We start from the raw sequence: 20,680 nt of genomic DNA, 5'->3' as shown, positions 1-20,680 counted from the left end.
AACGCATAAGGCTCGCCCTCGAACAAAATTTCCCACGGCCTGCGTGCTTGTTTATGGCAGCAGCAATTGTTGTGGTGAGCAGACCCACGAGTGAGCAGGCCTTTTTTTGTAGTGAGCAGGCCTGTTTTTTTGTGGTGAGCGGGCTTGCCCCGCGTTGGGCTGCGCAGCAGCCCCAATAAGACCGCTGCGGTCTTTCAGGTAGATCCGGTTCTCAGGTTTTAGGGGGGCTTCGCCCCCCAACGCGGGGCAAGCCCGCTCACCACAAAAAAGCCCGCTTGCCACAATAGGCTCGGCCTCATCCCGCGATTCAGCCCAGCTCTGCCAACAACGCCTCACTCAACGCATGAGGCTCGCCCTTGAACAGAATCTCCAGCGGCGCGCTGGTGTCCAGGTGCCGATACAGCGCGCTGCGCTCGGCGAAGTCGCCGGCCAGGCGCACGGCGGCCGCTATGTACTCTTCATGGGTCTGTGCAATGCACCACGGCGCCAGGCCGACTCGGCGAAACAACCCTTCGTCGATATGCTCGAACACTTGCGGGCCGGTCTTGCAGACGCCCGGCAGGCCGACGGTCAGCGCGTCGATGATGCCGTTGGTGTTGCCGAACGGAAACGGGCTGAGGAACAGGTCGCAGCGGTTCAACGTGGCCATGTAATCGGCATAGGGCTGATGCGGGTACACCGTGGCATCGCCGACATACCGCTCGATCAGCCGCACCAGTTGCGGGAACAGCAGCCCTTGCGCCTGCCCCACCAGAAAGTGAAAACGCACGCGCTTGCCGCAGGTGTGCAACGTGCGCACGGCAATCGCCTCGCACGCGCGCAGGAAGGTCGGGTTGAGTTTCATGGTGGTGGCGGCGATGGCGACGTTGACCCACGGCGCATCCTCGCGCGCCAGCCGTGGCAACTGCACCGGGATTGCCGAGGGCCGATACGGCTGCCCGTTCGCCGGCAGTTGCAGCAGGCGTTCGGTAAAGCACGCGGGATCGCCGATAAAATCCGCTTCGACGCTGATCAGGTCAATATGCCGCGACGCCGTGGTCGCCGGGTGCCCGAGGGCGGCCACCTGCAGCGGCGCGAAGCGCAGGTTGCTGGCGAACAGGGTGATCTGGAACATGCCGACACTGGGCATGTAGAACACCTCGGGCCGGCGTGCACGGGCGATGGCCGAGATCTGCCGCAGGCAGGCAAACAGGTCATCCGGCTCCGACAGCTCGATAAACTCATCGAACACTGCCCGTCCGAGTTCATCCACGTTCGCCGCATACCCCAGCGCCACCACGTGGAAATCCCGCCGCGCCGCCTGCAACGTCAGCGAGTGCGTGCGGTAGATCGAATGCCCGCCGGAGAACCATTCGAGCAGCACCAGCATCAGCGGTTTGTCACGCACCGGCGCGGCAGCCGGGGGCACGCTGGTGATGCCCACGCTGGCGAGCTTGCGTTCGATCAGCGTATTGATCGAGGCCTTGATGCGATGGCGCTCGGGCAAGTCGGCGTAGCTGCAGTGCATGTACACGTCGTGCAGTACGTTGAGCGGCAGCGTGTCCAGGCTATCCAGTTGCTCCAGGCGCCCCGGCAGCCAGGCCAGCAAGGCCTCGCGCTTGGAGTGCGCGGCCGGGGTGCCGAGAAAGCGCGGCGACAGCAGCGCCATGCACAGCGCCGCCGCCAGCGTCGGGTTCTGCGCCCACAGCAGGTCCACGTCCAGCGGCAACTGGGATTCCGGCGAATACAACAGGCAGAACTTCACCAGGTCCTGCTCGGCCAGGCGGTAGTCACCATCGTCGGGCCCCAGCAGGTTCAGCGCGCGCAGGATGTGATCCGCATTGATAAAGGCACTCGCGGCAAACAGCGAGGACAGCCAGCGCTGCAGGTTGATCAACTGGCCAAAGCCCCCCGGGCTGAGGCTGAAACCGGGGTCGGAAAACAGTGCGGTGATCGCGCAGGTAATGCGCGTCAGCACGTGACTTTCCAGCTCGCCAGGACTGATTGCCGGCGACACACTGAGGGAAAACTGCTCGGAGAATTTGCCGTAGTTGCGGTCGATCAGTTGCAGCAAACGCACCAGTTCACGCGCGCCGCCTTCATGGTCGCGGGTGTAGCACAGGTATTCGAAGCCCTCCAGGGAGAACAGCGGCTCGGTCATAGCGGTCGCTCCACTTCGATCTGCACCTCATCGGCGTCCCGGCTGCGAGCAGTGAGAGGCTGGCTCCAGGCGCCGCCGACCATCTGGCTCTGATGGTATTGGCGCGTCGGTTCGGTACGGGTCTCCAGCAGGTTGTTGTGGATCAAGCCGCCGCGACTGATCAGCACCGCGCCGTTGCCGGTGGCGGTGATCGACGCGGTGCCGTTGCCTTGGTTGAGGTAGTTGCCTGACGGCGTATCGAGGTCCAGGCGCAGGGTGCCGTCCACCACTTGCAGGGTGTTGGTGCCGTTGTCGAAGCTCAAGGCGGCGCCACTGGCACTGCGCGCGGTGACGGTAAGGTTGCCGCTGCCGCCGGTCATCACGTTGTTGAAGCCGCGCGCGTTGGTGGCGTTGAACGACAGCCCCGGCCCCGCCCCTTGTGCGGTGCCTTGCAGGCGAATATCGCCGCTGCTGGAAAGCACATTGACCCCATTGCCCGCACCCGAGGCGCCGCTGCGAATGCTCAGGCCCGGTGCGCTGGAGGCCGGCCCCGAGGTGCCGCTCAAGGTCAGGTCGCCGTCCTGGGTGATCAGGTTGATCACCGAGCCGGTTCCGGTGGAGTTGACCACCGTGCCGGAGTCACCGGCACTGCGGCCCTCGATGAAGATATCGCCACCCGCGCCCGCGTTCAGCGTCACCACGCCGGTGGTCGAAGCCGCGAGGAACACACCTCGGCCCGAATCCGCCGCGCCCTGCACCGTCAAGGTGCCGCTGCCGACGCTGAGGGTTTGCGTTGACGTTGTCGCCGTCGAGCACACCAGCACGCCGCTGCCCGATACGGCGCTGCCGCGCAAGGTGAGGTTGCCGCTGCCGGTGGTGGCGATGGTGTTGCTGGTGCTGAAGATGCGCGTGCCATTGCCGCTGCCGAGGTTGCTGCTGTCGATGTTGATATTGCCGACACCCGAGGTCTGGAGTGTGCTGCCGCCAGTGAGCACGAAGGCATCGCCGGTGCCGGTGGTGCTGGCCTGCAGCGCAGTGATACTGATATTGCCGCCACCCGCATCCAGGGTGCTGCGGCTGATATTGATCGCGGTCGCCGTGGAGCCTGCGGCCAGGCTCGACGAGGTGGCGCCGCGCAAGGTGATGTCGCCGCCGCTGGTGCTGATGCGCGTGCCGTTGGTCAAGGAAATACCCACGCCATTGCTGACGTTGGTACTGGCCCAGGACGTCGCCGGGTCGAACGCGCCACTGATGGTGAGGTTGCCGCCGTTGGTGCTGATGCTCGCGTTGCTCAAGGCCACCGAGCCGTTGCCGCTGTTGTTGAAGTTGGACACCAGCGACACATTCAGGGTCTTGCCGGTGCCATTGCTGATGCTGGTGTTGGTCATCACGATATTGCGGTGGGCCTGCAGGGTCAGCGTCGCGTTGCCCACGCCCTTGACGTTGGACAGCACGTTGATGTCCCCCGAGGTGCCGGCGCCCGATGAGGTGGTCACCAGGATATTCGCGCCCTCGGACAACGACGCATTGAGCGTCGCCGAACTCAGGTTGGAACTGGCGCCGGCATTCGGCGTGAACGGAGAGCTGGTCGACGTGCCGCTGCTGGCACCGCTGGTGATGTTGATGTTGAACGGATCGATCAGCCACGTACCGCCCTGCCCCGACACCGCACTCAGGTCGACGATGCCGGCGATGTCCAGCGCGTGCCCGGAAGTTTCCACCAGCCCGCCACGGCCCTGGCGGCCGGCACCGCGCACGCTGATGTCGCCGTAAAATTGAGTGTTGTCCTTGGACCACAGGATGACTTTGCCACCGTCGCCGCTGCTCAAGGCATTCGCACTGATGCGCGCGTCACTGCCCATGAAGGTGCTGTCGGCCTGGTGCAGGTTGCCGCTGCCCTGGTAATCACCGCCCATCAACACCGTGCCGCCGCCGAGGTCGCCGTCGGCATCGATGCGGCCGCTGTCGAACAGGCCGACATACTGCCCGGTCATGGTCACGTTGCCGCCGCGCTCACCCAGCTGCTTGCCCGAGACATCGAGCACGCCGCCGTTGACCACCACGCCACTGTCGCCGCCATCGAGGATGATCCTGCCGTTGCGCTGTTGCAGGCTGCGCGCCTCGATCACGCCCTGGTTGTTCACCACATTGCTGAGCATGGCCTGGGAGTCGCGGGCGGTCATGGTCACCGCACCGCCGTTGGCGCTGAGCAGACCGCGATTGATCACGCTGGCGCCGATGGCCGGGTCGTTGACCTCGACATTAATCAAGCCGTCGCCGGTGAAATCCAGGGTGATTTTTTCACCGCCACCGAGTACCACCGAGCCCAGCCGCGCAACCACCGTGCCTTCGTTGCGCACCTGGCTGCCGAGCAGCGCCACACTGCCGCCGTCCCGCGCGCGGATAGTGCCCTGGTTGATTACCGCACCGCTGCCCTGGCCGGCAAACACGTGCTTGCCGGCCATGAAATCGCTGTTGGAAATATTCAGCGAACTGGCGACCAGCCCACCGACATCCACCATGGAGCCGGCGCCAAACAGCACGCCCTGGGGGTTGATCAAGAACACCTGGCCGTTGGCATTCAGGTGGCCGAGGATCTGCGAGCCGTCGCTGCCGGTCACCCGGTTGAGCGCCACTGACGACGCGCCAGGCTGGAGGAAATTGACCTGGGCGTTCTTGCCGATATTGAACGTGTCCCACGTGGCGATCAGGCGGTCGCTGCCCTGGTTCACCGTGAGGACATTGCCGTTGCTGGTGATGGTGCCGCTGCCTGCGACCACCTGGCCGTTGGTGGGCAAGGCATTGTTGTCCAGGGCCAGCGCAGGCATCGGCACCAGGCCGTACAAGGCGCAGAGCACGGCAAAACTCAGGGGCTTGAGTACAGGCAGTGCGGTGTGACGGTGTTGTTTGCTCATGGCCTGCTCCTCAGAACGAATAGTTGATGCCAGTGCCGATGGCGCTGATGGTGGTGCCCGCGCCCGGCGAGTAACCGCTGGCCGCGTAGACCCCGGTCAGGGCGAAGTTGTAGTTCGCCAGGGAGTTGTTTTTCAGCAGCACGTACTGGCTGAACACATCGATGTTCTTGGTCAGCTTGTAGTTGGCGCCGATGGCGTACTGGGTGGCGCCCATGCCATGGGTGTCACAGTCGACGGCGGTGGCGCGGATCATTTCGCATTTGCCGGCCAGCGCCTTGCCGTAGCTGGCCTTCAGGCGCCAGGCGCCGATCTTGTGCGACACGCCGAGCAGGTAGGCACGACGGCGGTACTCGGAGAGGTCGCTGGAGGTGGTGCTGTTATTGATCACGCCGTCTTCGGAGTACGACAGGTCATCGGCAATCGCCGACACCGTGGTGTTGCCGAAGGTATAGGCCAGGCCGTAGCGGAAGCTGAAGTCATCCGAGGAGGTACCGTCGGTGACATGCGTGCTGCTGCCCACGCCCCGCGCGTTGCGGCTCAGGTTGGTGATGCCGAAGTAGTTGATGTGCCGTTCGGCCGCCACCACGGCGGTGAAGCCCCGGTAGTTCCAGACCAGGCTGCTGCCGTAGATGTAGCCCTTGTCGACGTCGCTGGCGGCGCTCATGCCGTTGTTCGAGTAGGCCAGCTTGAGCTGCAGGCCGTTCCACTCCGGTGTCCAGTACTGCACCACGCCGGCCTGGCGCCGGTTGAACGCAGCGTCGCCATTCACCGAGGTGTCGTTGTAGCTTTGCGGGCCGTTGACGTTGGTGGACAAGCCGGCGCTGAAGCCCGGCGAGCCGATGATGTTGAAGTACGCGGCGCTGGTCTTGCCGTTGAACGGGTCGAGGCTGGTGGTGGCTTCTTTCATCGGCATGTCCCACACGCCGTAGAGCAAGGTGCCGTAGTCGCCGTTATTGAAGGCCGCGCCGGTGTTGCGCAACTTGGTGCTGGGCGACGCGGATTTCACCACCGAATCATCGTTGCTCTCGGTGTAGTTCATCGAGATGCCGTATTCGAGTTGCCACAGCAGCTTCCAGTCTTCACTCAGGCCGTAGCCGCCGTGCACACCGATGGCCGACACGTTGTCGCGGGCGCGCCAGAAGCTCGCCATGTTGCGCCCGTTGGGCGTGGCCAGGCGGCTTTGGTCGTTCGGCCCGGCCGAGGTCGCGCCACGCCGGTCGACGTATTCGGGGACGATGCCGATGCTGCCGTAGAACACCGTGTCGGTCTCGGCCACCTCGAAGTCTTCGCCCTTGGAGCCGATGTCGCTGGCCAAGCCGGCAAACGCCTGCGGCGAACCGGAGATCGAGAACCACAGGCGCTTGGCCGCGCGGTCGTCGCTGGTGGGGTCTTCACCCGGCGAAAACGCCAGGCTGGCGTTCATCACCAGGTCGCGGTGATAGAGGTTCAGGCCCACGCCATAGCCGTAGCGCGTGAGGGTATTTTCGCTGTTGTCCCACGGGTTCTTGTTGACCGTGACCTTGCCTGCATCGGCAAACAGCGTGCCCTCGGCAATCGCCCCGGACACACGCCCCAGGTACTTGCGCAGCTCCAGGCGGCCCAGCAGCCCTTCGTCGCCAGCCACTTCTCCGACCGGATACGCGCGCACGCCGTTGGGGCCACCGAGGCTGAGTTTTTCCGAAGAATCGAGGTTCTTGTCGGCCCACTGGCCGGTCAACGAACCGAACAGCGAGTAGCCGTTGCCCAGGTACTGCAGGCGGCTGAAATTCGCATTGGCCTTCTTGTAGCGCCCAGCGGCATTGGCGGTGAGCGCATCCAGCGCGGCGTCGGCAGGGGTGTTTTTATCCAGGTCGCCAATGCCATACGCCAGGCTCCAGGCATTGTTGCCCTGCCAGTCATCGCGCCAGTTGCCGTACAGCGTGGCACTGCGAAACACCGCGGATTTGTTCACGGTAAAACCGCCGGCCGAGTCTTCGAAACGCCGGTGATCCTCGGCCACGTTGAAGCTGATGTTGCTGTCGCGCGAGCGCAGCAGCGCGCTGTTGATAAACACCGAGGACACCTCGGCGGTGCCGTCCGCGTCCAGGCCCTTGAGGTTCTTGCCGATGCTGTATTCCAGCTCGGCGTAGTTGGCGCCCACCGAAATCCCGGTGGCACCGAGCGGCTGCTGGTAGCCGACGCCCTTGATGTCCAGGCCTTCGAAGGAGTTCTGCGAGGTGACGGTAAAACTGTCGCCAATCCCCAGTGCATCGTTGAGGCTGACGCTCGAGGTGAGGCGGTTGGTGCCGGTGTAGTAGTTGCCGTAGTTGTCGATGGCGGCGCGGGCGGTCCAGGCGGTCATTTCGCTGAGCTTGAGCACGATGTCGGCCGCGCCCGGCTGTTGCGAGGGGCGCAGGATGGCGTGCACCGACACTCCGGTGATGTCGGACAGGCGCAGCAGCACGCGCTCCAGGTCCTGCTCGCGGATGATCGTGCCGGTCGGCAATGCGTTGACGAACTGCTGCTGCACACCGGGGCGCAGGCGCACATTTGCGTCCGGCAAGGTGCTGACCTGGCCGATCACTCCTTCGGAAACGCCCACGATGACCTGGCCGTCCTGGATGTCCTGGGCCGGCAGATACGCCCGCGCCACCAGGTAACCCCGCGCCCGGTACAGCGCGGTGACTTGCGCCGCGGCTTCGCGCAGGCCGTCGAGGCCGAGGGTCTTGCCCACATAGGGTTGCAGCACGGCCTGCAACTGGGCAGCGCTGAGTTCGCGATTGCCGTTCACCACGAAGCGCTTGACCTGCAGCTGCAAGGTCGAGGCGCTGGCTGTGGGCGCCGGCTCATCACGCTGGCTTTCGATGCGCACACTGCCGGGCGCTGCCGGCTGGACGTTGTCCGTGGGACGCAGCACCGAGCGGCTGTTATCGAACAGGGTGCCGGACGATGGCAGCGTATCGGCCTGGGCATGGGCGGCGATCAGGGCAGCGGCCAGCAGCGACAACGCGCCAGGCCCCCAGGCGCGGGGCGCCCGGGTATACGGGAGAGGTTGGCTCATACAATGCTCTTATTGTTTTTATCGAGACGCGGCGTCAGGCAGCAGCGTTGAACTCAGGGAAACAGCATCCGCGCGACGGCTTTGTCACCCAGCAGGCGTGCCGCGTTGTGGCCGATCCCCGGGATCGTGTGCTGGGGGTGGCGCAAGGGAATCTGCCATTGGCTGGCCAGGAACTGCTCGTAGCTCACGTAGTTCAACTGGCGATCCAGCCGCGTCGCGCCCTGGTAGCTGGCCCCGCAGGAACTGTCCAGCACACGGCTGGTGGGGTTGTTGTCCTGGGCGCCGACCAGATAGGTGATGTCGCGCGCGGCATAGCGGGCAAACACCTGGCGGCTGGTCAGGTGCTGCTTGAGCAGGTACGCCGGCGCGCCGTCGAGGCCATAGCGGTAGCGGCTGTAGCTGGGGCACATGATGGTCACGACCGGCTTGAACACGCCGTCCTGCAGGCGACTGTCTTCGAAATACACGTAGCTCGACGGGCTGGCAACCACGTAGCGAATGCTCAGGCCATGGGCCTTGAGGCCGCCGTCGAGGTCATTCATCACCGCGTAGCGCTGCATCAACTGCGCGCCCGCCGAGTGGCTGACCATCACGATTTCCTTGAGCGCAGGATAACGCTGGCGATCGGACAAATAGGCGACCAGATCGTCCAGCACCTGGAACGCCGGGATGCCCTTGTGGCCGTACTGCGATTCGATGCCGTGCATCCACTTGTCGCGTGGCCACAGCGGCATGTCATCGCTGATGCCCGAGTCGGTCGGCGTGAGGAAATTCGGCGCCAGCAGCAACGTGCTGGTGTTCTGTAGGTGCGCATTGCCGAGCAGCTTGCGGCCGGTCTTGAAGTACTCGTCGCCGTCACGCTGCACGCCATGCAGGATCACCACGGCGCGTTCGATGGAACTGGGCGGGTTGTACAGGTCGGCGTTGGCGTAGACCAGGAACGGGTAGGCGTTGCCGTCATGGCCCAGGCGCAGCACCTGGCGCGCATCGGCCTCGGGCTTGTCGACGCTTTCGGTGTGCACATCGACCTTGGCGCAGCTGGTCAGCGTGCCCATCAGGGCCAGGGTACCCAGCAGGGTGGTGAAGGGTTTCATGGAGGTGGACAGGCGTATGAACATGACCGGGCACTTCTCTTGTTTTTTTACGAGCCTATCAGTGCCGTCCACCTATGAAAAATATCTAAATAACGGAGTTTGGATACTTTAAAAATATGACAGTCACTCGCTCACCGGCACTGGCTCGGCGATGGTCAGCAGCACCAGGAAGCTGGCGAACGAGCCGATGGCCATGAACAGGAACACTTGGGACCAGCCATAACTGTCGAGCAGCAAACCCACCAGGAACGGTGCTGCCGCGCCGCCCAACTGCCCGCCCATGTTGACGATGGAGCTGGCAATCGGGAAGGTCTTCTTGGTCGCCAGGCCCATCGGGTAAACCATGTAGGAGGAGTAGCCGATGCTGATCAGCGTACCGGTGAGGAACAAGAGCGCGGCATACAGCGTGGGGTCATTCGGTGAATTGATCAGGGCATACATGGTGCCGACCGTGGCTAGCGCCGAAAGCATCATCCCCGGCTTACGCCGCTTGCCCAGCACGCGGTCGGACAGGATCCCGCCGAGCAGGTTGCCGCAAATGGCGCCCACCCACGGCGCGGCCGAGACAAAGCCCATGTGCATGATCGAGAACTGCTTGACCGTCATCAGGTAGGTGGGAATCCACGACAACAGCACCATAGTGATGCCCACCTGGAAGCTGTAGCTCAGCGCGCAACCGACCACGTTCCAGGAGCGAAACAGGCCACGACTGGTGGCGATCGGCGCCACCGGCCGGACCCGGATAAACGTATCCAGGCGCTTGAAGTGGCGCTGGGCGCCTGCGGTTTTCTGGGTGATGACGTTGTTGCTTTCATCGGTGATATACGCCAGCTCACCGGCGTTCACAAAACGGCTTTGCGCGGGCTGGTTGGCCACCAGGAAATACCAGGCGATGGACAGCAAAATCCCCGGTACGGCGAAGATGTAGAAAATTTCGCGCCAGCCCCACATCGCCACGATCGCCACGCACAACGGCGGCACGATCACCGGGCCGAACTTGACCGCCGCAAGGAAGATACCGGTGGCCGTGCCCTTCTCTTTCGCCGGGAACCACTGGTTGATCGTCGAGGCGATGCCAATCGGCAGCGGGCCTTCGGCAACGCCGAGGGCAAAGCGATAGATCTTCAGCGCCAGCACCGAATTGACCGTGCCCATCAGCGCAGTGAACACCGACGTCGCAATCATCGAAAACGAGAAAATCTTGCGCACCCCGAAGCGGCTGGAGGCAAAGCCCGAGGGAATCTGCGCCAGGGCGTAGGCCAGCAGAAACACACTCAGCAGCGCCCCGGCCTCGGCGTTGGTCATGGGGTATTCCTCGCGGATAAACGGCAAGGCCACGCCGAGGTTGGCGCGGTCGGCCGACGCCACGGTGTACACGAGGAAAAACAGCCCAGCGACGATCCAGCGAAAACGCGACGGTTTTTCAGTGGTGGAGTCCTGAATACTCATACGGAATACCTGATTTTATTATTGGAATGTGCCGTGTGTGCCGAATCCGGGGTGCAGGCTCCCGCTGAGGCGTGCTGAAAGCCTCACGTCAGGTGTTTCTTCGGGTCCTTGTGAATCTCAGGCAGGAGTCATTGCCCGGTCTCGTGGCGCCGACTCTAACGCATATTGTTTTAGTTTTGTATTTTTTTATCGACGAACGGGCGACTCGCTGCGGCGCGCCATAAAGCGCAGGTAGGCCATGCGAATATGGGTCTGCATGGCGTGCCGGGCCAGCTCGCCGTCGTTCTGCTCGATGGCGTAGGTGATGTCCAGGTGCTGCTGCAGGCTGCGCTCCAGGTCCGCCGGACGGTAGAGGAAAAACGAGCGAGTGATCACCGGCATGTCGATCAGGGTGGCGAGCATCGACTTGAGCCGTTGCGAGCGCGCGATCTCCAGCACCTGGCCATGAAACGCCCGATTGGCTTCCTGCACACGCAGGGTCACATCCGCACCTTTGCCGGCGATGGCAGCTGCCATCTGCTCGTTGATACGCTGCAACTCGGCCACGTCCTGTGGCGTCGCGCGCTGGGCCGCGAGCATTGCCGCATGAGGCTCGAGCAGCTCGCGAAAGCTGAACATCTCTTCCAGATCCCATTGGGTCCAGCCGGCCACGAACACACCACGATTGGCCTCGATCACGGCCAGCCCGTCGTCCACCAGCTTCTTCAGCGACGCGCGCACCGGCGTGCGGCTGAGGCCGAACTCCTTGCCCAGCGGTTCTTCCTTGAGCTGCGTGCCGGGCTCGTACTGGCCGGCAATGATGCGGTTGCGCAAGGTCTCGTAGATGAGATCGTTGGCCATTTTTCCCTTCTGATCATTTGAATTTCAGCGGTTCTACCGTGGACGCCCCTGCCATGCAAGCAGTCGATTTCGTCACCTGCGCCCAGGCACCCTTCTGGCACTTTGTACAAAAATCGTTTGCAATCGGCCAAATTGTATTTTAATTGTATTGCCACCTGAATCCGGAGGCGACATGAAAATAACAATCGTAGGGCTCGGCGAAGTAGGCCGTTGCTATGCCCAGGCCCTGGCCAATACCACCACGGCGCAATTGCTGCTGTGTGAGCAACGCATTGCCCCGGCAGCGCAGACACTGGCGGATAACATCGGCGTGCCGATCCATTCATCCATCGGCGCGTGGCTGGCCGACTCGGACTGCTTGCTGTCCTGCGTGGTGGGCACCCAGTCGCTGGAGGTCACCCGCGAATGCCTGGCGCACCTCAAGCCCGGCGCCCTGTTCGCCGACCTCACCACCGCCGCGCCCGAACGCAAACGGATCGCAGCAGAGGAAGCCGCACAGCAACAGATCGATTACGTCGACGTGGCGATCATGGGCGCCATTGCCTACCTGCGCGAACAGACCCCGCTGCTGTGTGCCGGCGCCAAGGCCGATGCGCTGGTCGAACTGTTGAACGCGGCCGGTGCCCGTGCACGCGCCCTGCCGGCCAGCCAGCCGGGGGATGCGATCACCCTGAAGATCCTGCGCAGCGTGTTCACCAAAGGCATGGAGGCGCTGGCCGTGGAAGTGCTGCTGGCCGCCGAGCGCCAGCAATTGCGGGGGGCGCTGTACGAAGTGCTGGCCGATATCGACCAGGCGCCCCTGCCCGCCTTCCTCGAAATGCTCGTGTCGACCCATGTGGTGCATGCCACGCGGCGCCTGCACGAAGTCGAAGACGCCGAGCGCCAGCTCGCCTCGCTGGGCATCGCCAGCAGCGTGCTCGGTGGCGTGCGCCAGCGCTTCAGCCACAGCAGCCAGGGCCTGGCGGTTGAGCCGATCAGCGAAGAAAAACCCAGCCTCGACCAGGCACTCGACTGGCTGGGCCGCCACACCCCTGCCGCCTGAAAAACCGACCTTCAATAAAAACGGAAAGCATCATGCCTATCACCCAAGACCAACTCGACACCCTCAAGCAATTGGGCACCGCCACTATCCACGAAGCCCAGGGCCAGACAGGCGCGCTGGACAGCGGACTGCGCCCGGTCGACCCGAGCCTGCGCCTGGCCGGCCCAGCCCTGACGGTGGACTGCCGCCCCGACGACAACCTGGCCATCCACTACGCCCTGACCAAGGCCAAGCCCGGCGACGTGCTGGTGGTGGACGCGAAGGGCTTCATGGAAGCCGGGCCCTGGGGCGACCTGTTGACCCTGGCCTCGCAGAAACTCGGGATCGTCGGCCTGGTGATGAACGGCGCCGTGCGTGACGCCAACGCCATCATCGAAATGGGCTTTCCGACCTTCTCGCGCGGCCTGAGCATCAAGGGCACCAACAAGTGCCAACCGGGCAAGGTCAACGTACCTATCGTGATCGGCGGCGTGCACATCAACCCAGGCGACATTATTGTCGGCGACCGCGACGGCCTGGTGGTGGTGGAGCAGTCTCGGGTCGAGGAAGTGATTCGCCTGAGCCGCAATCGCGAGGACAAGGAAGATGGCATTCGTGCGGGGCTGGAAGCCGGCAAAAGCACCGTGGATCTGCTGGGGCTGGCGCCGACGCTGGAAAAATTCGGCATGCGTTGAGGTCGGCCGATTCGCCGCTAAGGCCGGTCAATCGCCAGGCAGAATAAAGGCGCTCCAAGGAGCGCCTTTATTCATTTCACCTTACTGCTCGCCGATGGATTTCACATCGGCCTTGGCAGCACCGCCAATCGCGATGCGTTTCGGCTTGGCTTCCTCCGGCACCACCCTGAGCAGGTCGATGCTCAGCAGGCCATTGGCGAGCTGCGCGCCCTGCACTTCGATGTGGTCGACCAGGCGGAACGACAAACGGAATGCCCGCTGGGCGATACCCTGGTGCAGGTAAGTGATGCCCTCATTGTGTTCGCGCTTGCCGCCGGCGACGGTCAACACACCTTTTTCCACCTGGATGTCCAGGTCGTCCTCCACCAGGCCGGCAGCCGCGATGACAATCCGGTAGTGATCATCACCGTGCTTTTCGACGTTGTGCGGTGGGTAGGTCGTACCGGCCTCGCTGCGAAGCGCCGATTCAAAAAGGTCGTTGAAACGATCAAAGCCAACGGAGTGGCGGAACAGTGGGGCCAACGAAAGCGTAGTAGCCATTGCAAAATCTCCTGAGTTTTCTCCAAGTGATTTGAGCCGCGACCCGTCTTCGGCATCGCGTAAGACCTAAATAGGTTCAGGGGGAAAAATTTCAAGCGGCGAAACGATACTTTTTTTAGCGTGATTGCAGGGGGGGTTCATAACGTTAACGCCGACACGCCAAGCCGACGCCATTCAAAAGATTTTCTCCCTCGGAACAGGCACACGACACTGCCTGTCGCTTCACCTATAGAGGATGGCTTCAACGTCTATTTTCCAGCGTGGGGTGTCATCTATGAAGGCTCTAGCCTGCTTTGCCATCGGCGTAGTTGTCGGTGTGGTCGTGATGAAAAATAACCAAGCGTTTGAGGAATTGAAGAAAGAACTTGAGCGCGAAAAGCATCGCAACCCTCCCTCAGGCGTCGCGTGATGCAAACACAGTGATGGCAGACTGCCCTTGGCTAGACAGGCGGTTAGTGTTAAAACGCCATCAATGGAATTGCTTGCAAGTTGCCCAGCGCCTGCGAGCCATCAAGGTTGATTCGAGCATTGTCGTCCTATGTCAGATCCAAAAGACCGGCTGTTCAGGCACTTGGCCCTGCTACGCCTGATCCCACGCGAACCGCGCAGTATCTCCACCGCGCAGCTGTTGCAAAAACTCAAGGCCGAACAATTCGACCTCGACCTGCGCACCCTGCAACGTGACCTGACCGGGCGGCTAGGCCTGGACTTTCCTTTGCTCTGTGACGAAAGCCAACGTCCTTATCGCTGGAGTTTTCCCAAGGATACGCCGCAATTCGATCTGCCAGCTCTCGATACGCCAACAGCACTGGCGTTTGCCCTGGCCGAAAGCCACTTGGGCAAACTACTGCCACCCTGTGTATTGAAATTGCTAGCCCCCCATTTCGAGTTGGCACAACGTCAACTTCAGAGCTTGCAGCACAACACCCTGGCGCACTGGGCAAAGCGCGTACGTGCCCTGCCCAATGGCAAAGCACTGCAACCGGCAACAGTGAACGATGCCGTGTGGTCCCAGGTCGCCACAGCGCTGCTCGAAGCACGACAACTTGAAATCGTGTACCAGAGCCGCAGCAAGGGCAATGACAAATGTTTGCGCATCCATCCCGCCGGGATGGTTTCACGACATTCGGTGAGCTATCTCCTGGGCACGGTCGTGGGTTACAGCGACGTGCGCCAATTTGCCCTGCATCGCATCCAACAAGCGACGTGCCTGGAAGTAGCGGCACAAGATCAGCCTGGCTTCGAAATCGATCATTACCTCCACGGCGGCGGCTTTAACAGCACCGGCCCGGTCGCGCAACACTCAATGATTGCCGACGTAGCCCCGACAATTGCCTGGCTGCTGAAAGAGACGCCGCTGAGCGCCGAACAAACTCTTACACCCCTGCCAGGAACTGATTGGCAACGGTTGCAGGCCCGCGTACCGATGTGTCTATGGTACGACAGCTGAATGATTTCATGACATGAGAGCCTGATCGTTCAGAGCGCTTTTTGAGTGTCTGCTTCTGGCCGATTGCTGCCTTTCGCGAAGGGCCGCTCAGGGTCGATAGCACCCGTCGTGACGGGTAGTTACTACGGGCCGGAAGCTACCGCTGTGCCCTATCGGCAGCTAGTGCACTACCAATGATAACCAAGCCCCAACGTAAGTCCGAAATCTCCCTGCGCGGTGCCCGCACCTGTCGCACGATAGGTCCACTTCCCACCCCTGGAGCGCGCCGTCAATCCGATGGCCAAAGCGGGTTCACCCTCGTACACAGCCGTTGCCATTGCCACCATCGACTTGCCCGGCGAGGACGCGACCGGTAACCCGGCGGTGGCCATCACCGCCGCAATACCGGCGTACACGTCCTGCCGCAGGCTGCTGACGCTACGGTCGGTATAGGCGTTTGCCTCAGTTAGCGACCGATTGGTAGCTTGGTTCGAAAGCCGCGTTGCCTGGCGGAAATTGACAGCGTCCGTGCCTTGCGCAGCCTCGGCTGCATGACTGATCTGACGCTCGGCGCCATACGCACCGACTGCCACGCTACTAGCACGTGTGGCTTGGGAACCCGCCCCCAGCGCCACGCTATTTGTCACGTTGGCGCCTGCTTGCGAACCCAGCGCAGTACTGTGTTTCACCTGAGCAGTGGCGCCAGCACCGGTGGCGACACTGCGCTCGCCTTCGGCTTGAGTCTGTGCCCCGAGCGCAACCGATTGGCTATCCGGACGCGTGGATACATTGTCGCCGGCTTCGCTCGCATCCACGGCAATGCCGGAAGACTGCTGGCCCAATTGCTTGGTCTGCTGATTCACTGCCTCCAGTTGGCGCCCGTTGACGGCATCAAGGCTGGTGGAACTGACCTCGCCGTCCTCAACGCCACCAACCATGCGCGAGCCTTGGCTGCCACTGATGTCGACGTGGGTCCCATCAGCAATGCCGGCCAACTGTATGTCACGACTGACCGGATCCTGGCGGGCATGCCCCACCTCACCGCTGTCCATTTGCTTGCGCAGTGTTTCAGCTTGCGCACTGACGGCATTCGATTGGTTGTCGGTAGCCACCATACGGTCATCGAGTAGACCGAATGCCTGCCCAATGGAGTCGACCTTGATCGACTGAGCCTCGGCACCGTTCTCGCCAGACTGCGTCACTGCGTAGGTGGAAGGACTCGTCGAACCGTCGGCGTTCACATTCGCAGCGCCGCCCATGGCAGTAGCCAGGAACTCGTCATGTACCTTAGCGGCGCCCTGGATGTGCCCGAGAACCGTTTCGCCTTGGGCGATACCTTGCAGCCTGGCGGCTGACTGGTCCGCGACCTGGCCGGCAAGAGTCGCACTGGCGTGTGCTGCGACGGCGCCATCATGGGCAGTTGCAGCGGCGGATTGTGCGGCCTCGGCACTGCCCTTGGCCGCTTCCGCGCGGCTCTGTGCAATGGCAGCGACGCCAGTCGCACCGACGGCCACGCTTTGCGCCTGGTCAGCCATGGTTTTCCCAGCCTGGGCAACACTCTGGGCTGCCACCGCCGTACGATCAACGTCATCCAACTGGCCCTTGTTCACCGCATCAGCCTGTGCGCTACCGGAAGCCAACCGGGCGATGCGAGCCGGCTCGCTGGCTGAACTGCGGCCTGCGTTGTAGACCCCGTCAATACCACTCCACTGCAAGGTGTCATCGCGCAGGCCCTGGATGTTATCCACCAACGCGTCCAGCTCAGTGGCCTGGGTACGCACGGCATCGTTGAGCGTGGAGAGATTGCCCGCCACCGCGTGCAGCGCCTCACCTGCATTGTCGTGGCTGGTTGCAGGCTGAGCACTGCCAGCGGCTGCGATCATGGGGATGTTATAGCCAGGTGCCGTGGGCTGGCCTTCAGCGTCTACGGTAGCGCCACCTCCAAGCAGCCGAGTGATGGTCTCGCGACTCAGGCCCGCAGCTGCTTTTACCGCCGAGTCCAGGCGCTCTACCACCGTTTGCCCGCCGTCCAGGCCGCCGAGCTGAACCGCAGCCACATCAGCGGTGGACCGAGCGGCGTTGGCAGTACCCTGGGCATTATCGGCCGTGCGCTGAGCGACCGAAGCGACGCCCAACGCCGTGTCGGCTGTCGCTTGTGCAGCAGCGGCACGATGACTTGCCTGCGTCGCGACGCCTTGCGCCTGGTCGGCGTCTGACTGCGCTACGACGGCGACACTCATCGCATCGATGCTGGCGCTGTTCGCTTGCTGTGCTGTGGTGTGGGCCGTGTCGGCCATACGCTGTGCCGTGTTTGCCGCATCCAGAGACGCGTTGGCGCGGCTCTGGGCAGCCAGGGCCTTCTGATTGACCTGCGAGGCGCTCAGCAACGCATGGTCGGCGGCGCTCTGCGCGGTCTGCGCAGCCGTTTGAGCGGTGGATGCCGCACCCAACGCAGCTTCAGCGTTGGCTTGAGTCTCCAGCGCGGCATGCTGTGTGCCGGACGCCGCGGCGGAAGCGGTGTCGGCACTGCTTTGGGCCGCCCGGGCAGAAGCCTGCGCGACGGTGGCGACGCCTAGCGCCCGGCTGGCGGTAGTGTCGGCAGCGCTGGCTGCTTCTTGTGCTGTCGACGCGACGGCCAATGCGGTATCGGCGCTGTTGCGTGCGGCCATGGCAGTGATATTCGCACTGGCAGCCGAGCCCTGCGCAGCGCCTGCAGTGTTTTGCGCGGCATCCGCAGACCGCTGCGCCTGCAAGGCTGAAGACAACGCGAGGTCGGCAGTGCCTTGTGCCCCGTCGGTGGTGGCCTTTGCGTTTTCCAGCGCGCCCAACGCGCTGTCTGCACCACGCTGTGCGACGTCGGCCAGGTCTTGAGCAGAAACGGCGGTGTCGTGAGCGTTTTTTGCGGTCCCTTGGGCATTCTGCGCATCGGTTTGCGCTGTGACGGCCGCTACACCTGCCGTGTCAGCTGTCTGCCGGGCGGTGGCTGCCGTTGTCTGGGCGGCGATCGCCGCGTTCAGTGCGGCGTTGGCTGAAACCTGCGCCGAGTCGACCGCGCCGAGTACGCCAGCAGCCGTGTCCTGGGCTCTGTCAGCCATGTCCTTAGCAACCTCACCGGCACCCTGGGCGGTCGACGCGACCCCCGCGGCCCGATCGGCGATTTCACGAGCGGCAGCCGCTGCATCCTGTACCGCGTTCGCGGCGCTCAGTGTCTGGTCGGCAGTGGCTTGCGCGGTTTCAGCGGCCACGTCGGCCTCCCTGCCCACGAGCAAGGCCGCATCCGCAGCGCGCTGTGCACCATCGGCCCTCTCCTGTGCACTTGAAGCCGCAGTGGCAGCCTGGTCCGTCCGGTCTTGTGCATCCGCTGCAGCGGCCTGCGCCGAAGTGACCGCATCCGAGACGGCATCAGCCGAGCGCAGGGCAGCTGTCGCGGCAGCTGCAGCCTTGTCCACGACATCTCCCACTTCCTTGACACGGGTTTGCGCCGCGCTGGCCAGAGCCTGCGCCGTCGTAGCGCTGGCGTGTGCCTGCGTGGCGGCGCCTTGGGCGGTCTGGGCCGAATGCTGAGCGCTTGCGGCAGCAACGTCGGCACGCTCAGCTACCGCCTGCGCGTTGGCGGCGGTCGTACCGGCCTTGCTGGCGGCGCTTGCCGCCGCGCTGGCGCTGCCCTGGGCTTGATTGGCGGCGGCAAGGGCACCCGCTGCCTCCTGGGAGGCATTGTTGGCCTGTGCCAACGATGAGTCGGCGGCATCCTTTGCCGCCAACGACACCTGATGAGCCTTATCCACAGCAGCAGTAGCGGTGCCGGCCGCCTGTTGTGCACGCAAGGCACTGCTTTCAACGCTGTCCAACTGACCTTTGTTGACAGCATCCATTACCGCCACGCCGGCAGCCATATTGATAATCGACGCGGGCACGCCAGCGTCCCTGTCGGCGTCATACGCACCCGTCTGGGGGTTCCAGTAGAACCTCCTGGTCGCCCTCAACACCTGGGATTTTTCCGAGATGTCCATGACGGAATCGAACACTTCACCCATGCGGTCATCAGTGACGTTGTGCGCTTTGTCCAAGGCCGCCAGAGCCCCCAACAGCGTGGTGGGCGGCGGTGTTCCCGGGGCAAGGCTGGTCAGTACAAGAGGTGTCGGTACTATCCGATTGCCCTGGGCGAGCGGGCCGGTTCCCAAGGCCTGTGCCATCGATTCACCGGCCGTGGTCTCACGTGTTCCAAGACGGCGGATCGCCTCATATCCCGAGAACAACTGGGCACCGTTAATGGCATCGGTACTTGTGGCGTTCACCGTCCCTGGAGCTACAAAAATCCATTGGCGCAATCGCGCCGCACTGCCGCCGCTGACCGTGCCGACCGCGCTGTTGCGCTCGAAGGAGTAGACGCGTCCATTGAGGGTCACGGGCGTAACTTCGCGCAGATCGTCAGTGGCCGAGAAGCTGCCGAGCGCGACACTCGCCCTCTGGGGGGCCTGGGCGCTGTAACCAAGTGCCAGGCTTTCCAAGTTCGATGCGCTCGCGTTCCTGCCGATCGCTACCGAGTTGTCCCCTCGTGATACTGCGAATCGCCCGCCGGCGAACGAACTCGCACCGCCCGCCTGCGCGCTCGCGCCGAGTGTAGTGGCATACTCACCTGAAGCAGTGGATGCCGAACCGAATGCAGTACTGAACGTATTGGAGGCCGTAGCGGTATTCCCGAACGACAGTGCATAGGGGTTCCGGGCCCTGGCGGTAAGACCTAAGGCCATGGTCCAGGCGGCTGTACTCTGGGCACCGCGGCCGAAGGCAAAGCCGTTATCAGTGGCAAGCGGGGCGCCAATCTCAATGCCGGAATGGCCAATCGCGATGCTGCCGTTGACACCTCCCAACATCAACCGCCCACCGTTGATATACAGCTCCCCGCCCAAGGAAAGCGAGGTTGCACCAACACCCGGTGTTCCTAACGGCCGATAGAACATCACGCTCTCGGTTTGGCCACCCTTGGCGTTCGAGTCACACTGCCCCGACTGACCATCCTTGAAATTCAAGTTTTCGTTCAAATAGGCTCTGTCGGCCCCGGTGCCTGCAGTATAAGTATTTTGGGGGTCATTGAGACTGACGCATTCGCCGCTGTCATTCGCATTGATGTGTACACCGTTGCCTGCACGGGCATCAGACACGCCCAGCAGCGCCGAAACCCCGGTAAGGGTCAGCAGGCCGAGAATCGGCCAACCGCGTGATGTGACCGCAAACTCGGGGCAGTAGAAGCCGCGAATGAGGGAGCGAAGTGAGTTGAGAGGAACAGCATGCGGACAAGCGACCTGCGAATCGAAACGCAATGTGACTTTCACGATGACTTACCTGAGACATTGACGGATGCGTCGAACCGAAACAAGGCACCACGGCAATCCGATGGCTGAGACGGGTTCCACGAGTGGTAGCCGCTACGACAGCGGGCAATGATTACTGAGGGTTATTGTGGACAGTGAGGCTGGTGGGGAACATCGGACTGCTCCTAAATCGGCAGGGAGGGTCAGACCCTCGACCTGCCGATAT

The 20,680-nt window shown here is 63.1% G+C and carries 12 protein-coding genes; 4 read left to right on the top strand and 8 right to left on the bottom strand.

Annotated features, from left to right (window positions below; translation table 11 throughout):
• Positions 1–307 precede the first annotated feature (307 nt).
• The 6 genes from C9990_RS09555 to C9990_RS09530 all read right to left on the bottom strand — a co-directional run bounded on the left by C9990_RS09555 (position 308) and on the right by C9990_RS09530 (position 11,457).
• On the bottom strand, positions 308–2,140 hold the full coding sequence (locus C9990_RS09555) for a peptide transporter (RefSeq protein ID WP_106803111.1): 1,833 nt from the start codon (positions 2,138–2,140) through the stop codon (positions 308–310).
• Entirely contained in the window at positions 2,137–5,034 is a 2,898-nt protein-coding gene (locus C9990_RS09550) for a filamentous hemagglutinin N-terminal domain-containing protein (protein WP_106803110.1), read from the bottom strand. Before C9990_RS09550 ends, C9990_RS09555 begins: the two co-directional genes overlap by 4 nt.
• A gap of 10 nt (positions 5,035–5,044) precedes the next feature.
• On the bottom strand, positions 5,045–8,074 hold the full coding sequence (locus C9990_RS09545; protein WP_106803109.1) for a porin: 3,030 nt from the start codon (positions 8,072–8,074) through the stop codon (positions 5,045–5,047).
• Between the two features lie 53 nt (positions 8,075–8,127).
• A complete protein-coding gene (locus C9990_RS09540; RefSeq protein WP_106803108.1) occupies positions 8,128–9,192 on the bottom strand; it encodes a hypothetical protein in 1,065 nt (354 codons plus the stop codon).
• 99 nt (positions 9,193–9,291) lie between these two features.
• Complete coding sequence (locus C9990_RS09535) at positions 9,292–10,617, bottom strand: MFS transporter (RefSeq protein WP_106803107.1); 1,326 nt, start codon at positions 10,615–10,617, stop codon at positions 9,292–9,294.
• A gap of 186 nt (positions 10,618–10,803) precedes the next feature.
• Entirely contained in the window at positions 10,804–11,457 is a 654-nt protein-coding gene (locus C9990_RS09530) for a GntR family transcriptional regulator (RefSeq protein WP_106803106.1), read from the bottom strand.
• A gap of 172 nt (positions 11,458–11,629) precedes the next feature.
• Between C9990_RS09530 and C9990_RS09525 the strand changes: the two genes are divergently transcribed.
• Entirely contained in the window at positions 11,630–12,499 is an 870-nt protein-coding gene (locus tag C9990_RS09525; protein WP_106803105.1) for an NAD(P)-dependent oxidoreductase, read from the top strand.
• Positions 12,469–13,173, top strand: a complete 705-nt coding sequence (locus tag C9990_RS09520; RefSeq protein WP_319025202.1) for a 4-carboxy-4-hydroxy-2-oxoadipate aldolase/oxaloacetate decarboxylase — start codon at positions 12,469–12,471, stop codon at positions 13,171–13,173. Before C9990_RS09525 ends, C9990_RS09520 begins: the two co-directional genes overlap by 31 nt.
• An 81-nt stretch (positions 13,174–13,254) precedes the next feature.
• Here the strand turns inward: C9990_RS09520 and C9990_RS09515 are convergent, their stop codons facing one another.
• Positions 13,255–13,713, bottom strand: a complete 459-nt coding sequence (locus C9990_RS09515) for an Hsp20 family protein (protein ID WP_065904350.1) — start codon at positions 13,711–13,713, stop codon at positions 13,255–13,257.
• 274 nt (positions 13,714–13,987) lie between these two features.
• On the opposite strand from C9990_RS09515, the gene C9990_RS32715 reads away from it, so the two are divergent.
• Together C9990_RS32715 and C9990_RS09510 are read left to right on the top strand one after the other, a co-directional pair.
• Positions 13,988–14,122 carry a hypothetical protein gene (locus C9990_RS32715; protein WP_256595071.1) on the top strand — a complete coding sequence of 45 codons (135 nt, stop codon included), beginning with the start codon at positions 13,988–13,990 and terminating at the stop codon, positions 14,120–14,122.
• Positions 14,123–14,341: 219 nt separating this feature from the next.
• On the top strand, positions 14,342–15,163 hold the full coding sequence (locus C9990_RS09510; protein WP_256595070.1) for a YafY family protein: 822 nt from the start codon (positions 14,342–14,344) through the stop codon (positions 15,161–15,163).
• Positions 15,164–15,330: 167 nt separating this feature from the next.
• Here C9990_RS09510 and C9990_RS09505 read toward each other — a convergent pair whose 3' ends face one another.
• The gene (locus C9990_RS09505; RefSeq protein WP_106803103.1) at positions 15,331–20,475 is read right to left on the bottom strand and encodes a YadA-like family protein; all 5,145 of its coding nucleotides are present in this window, start codon (positions 20,473–20,475) and stop codon (positions 15,331–15,333) included.
• Between the last annotated feature and the right edge of the window lie 205 nt (positions 20,476–20,680).

It is taken from the genome of Pseudomonas sp. S5D5, from assembly GCF_003013355.1.
Lineage (GTDB): Bacteria > Pseudomonadota > Gammaproteobacteria > Pseudomonadales > Pseudomonadaceae > Aquipseudomonas > Aquipseudomonas aylmerensis.
The sequence above is the reverse complement of the archived record's forward strand: the minus strand, read 5'-3'. Positions and strand labels throughout refer to the sequence as shown.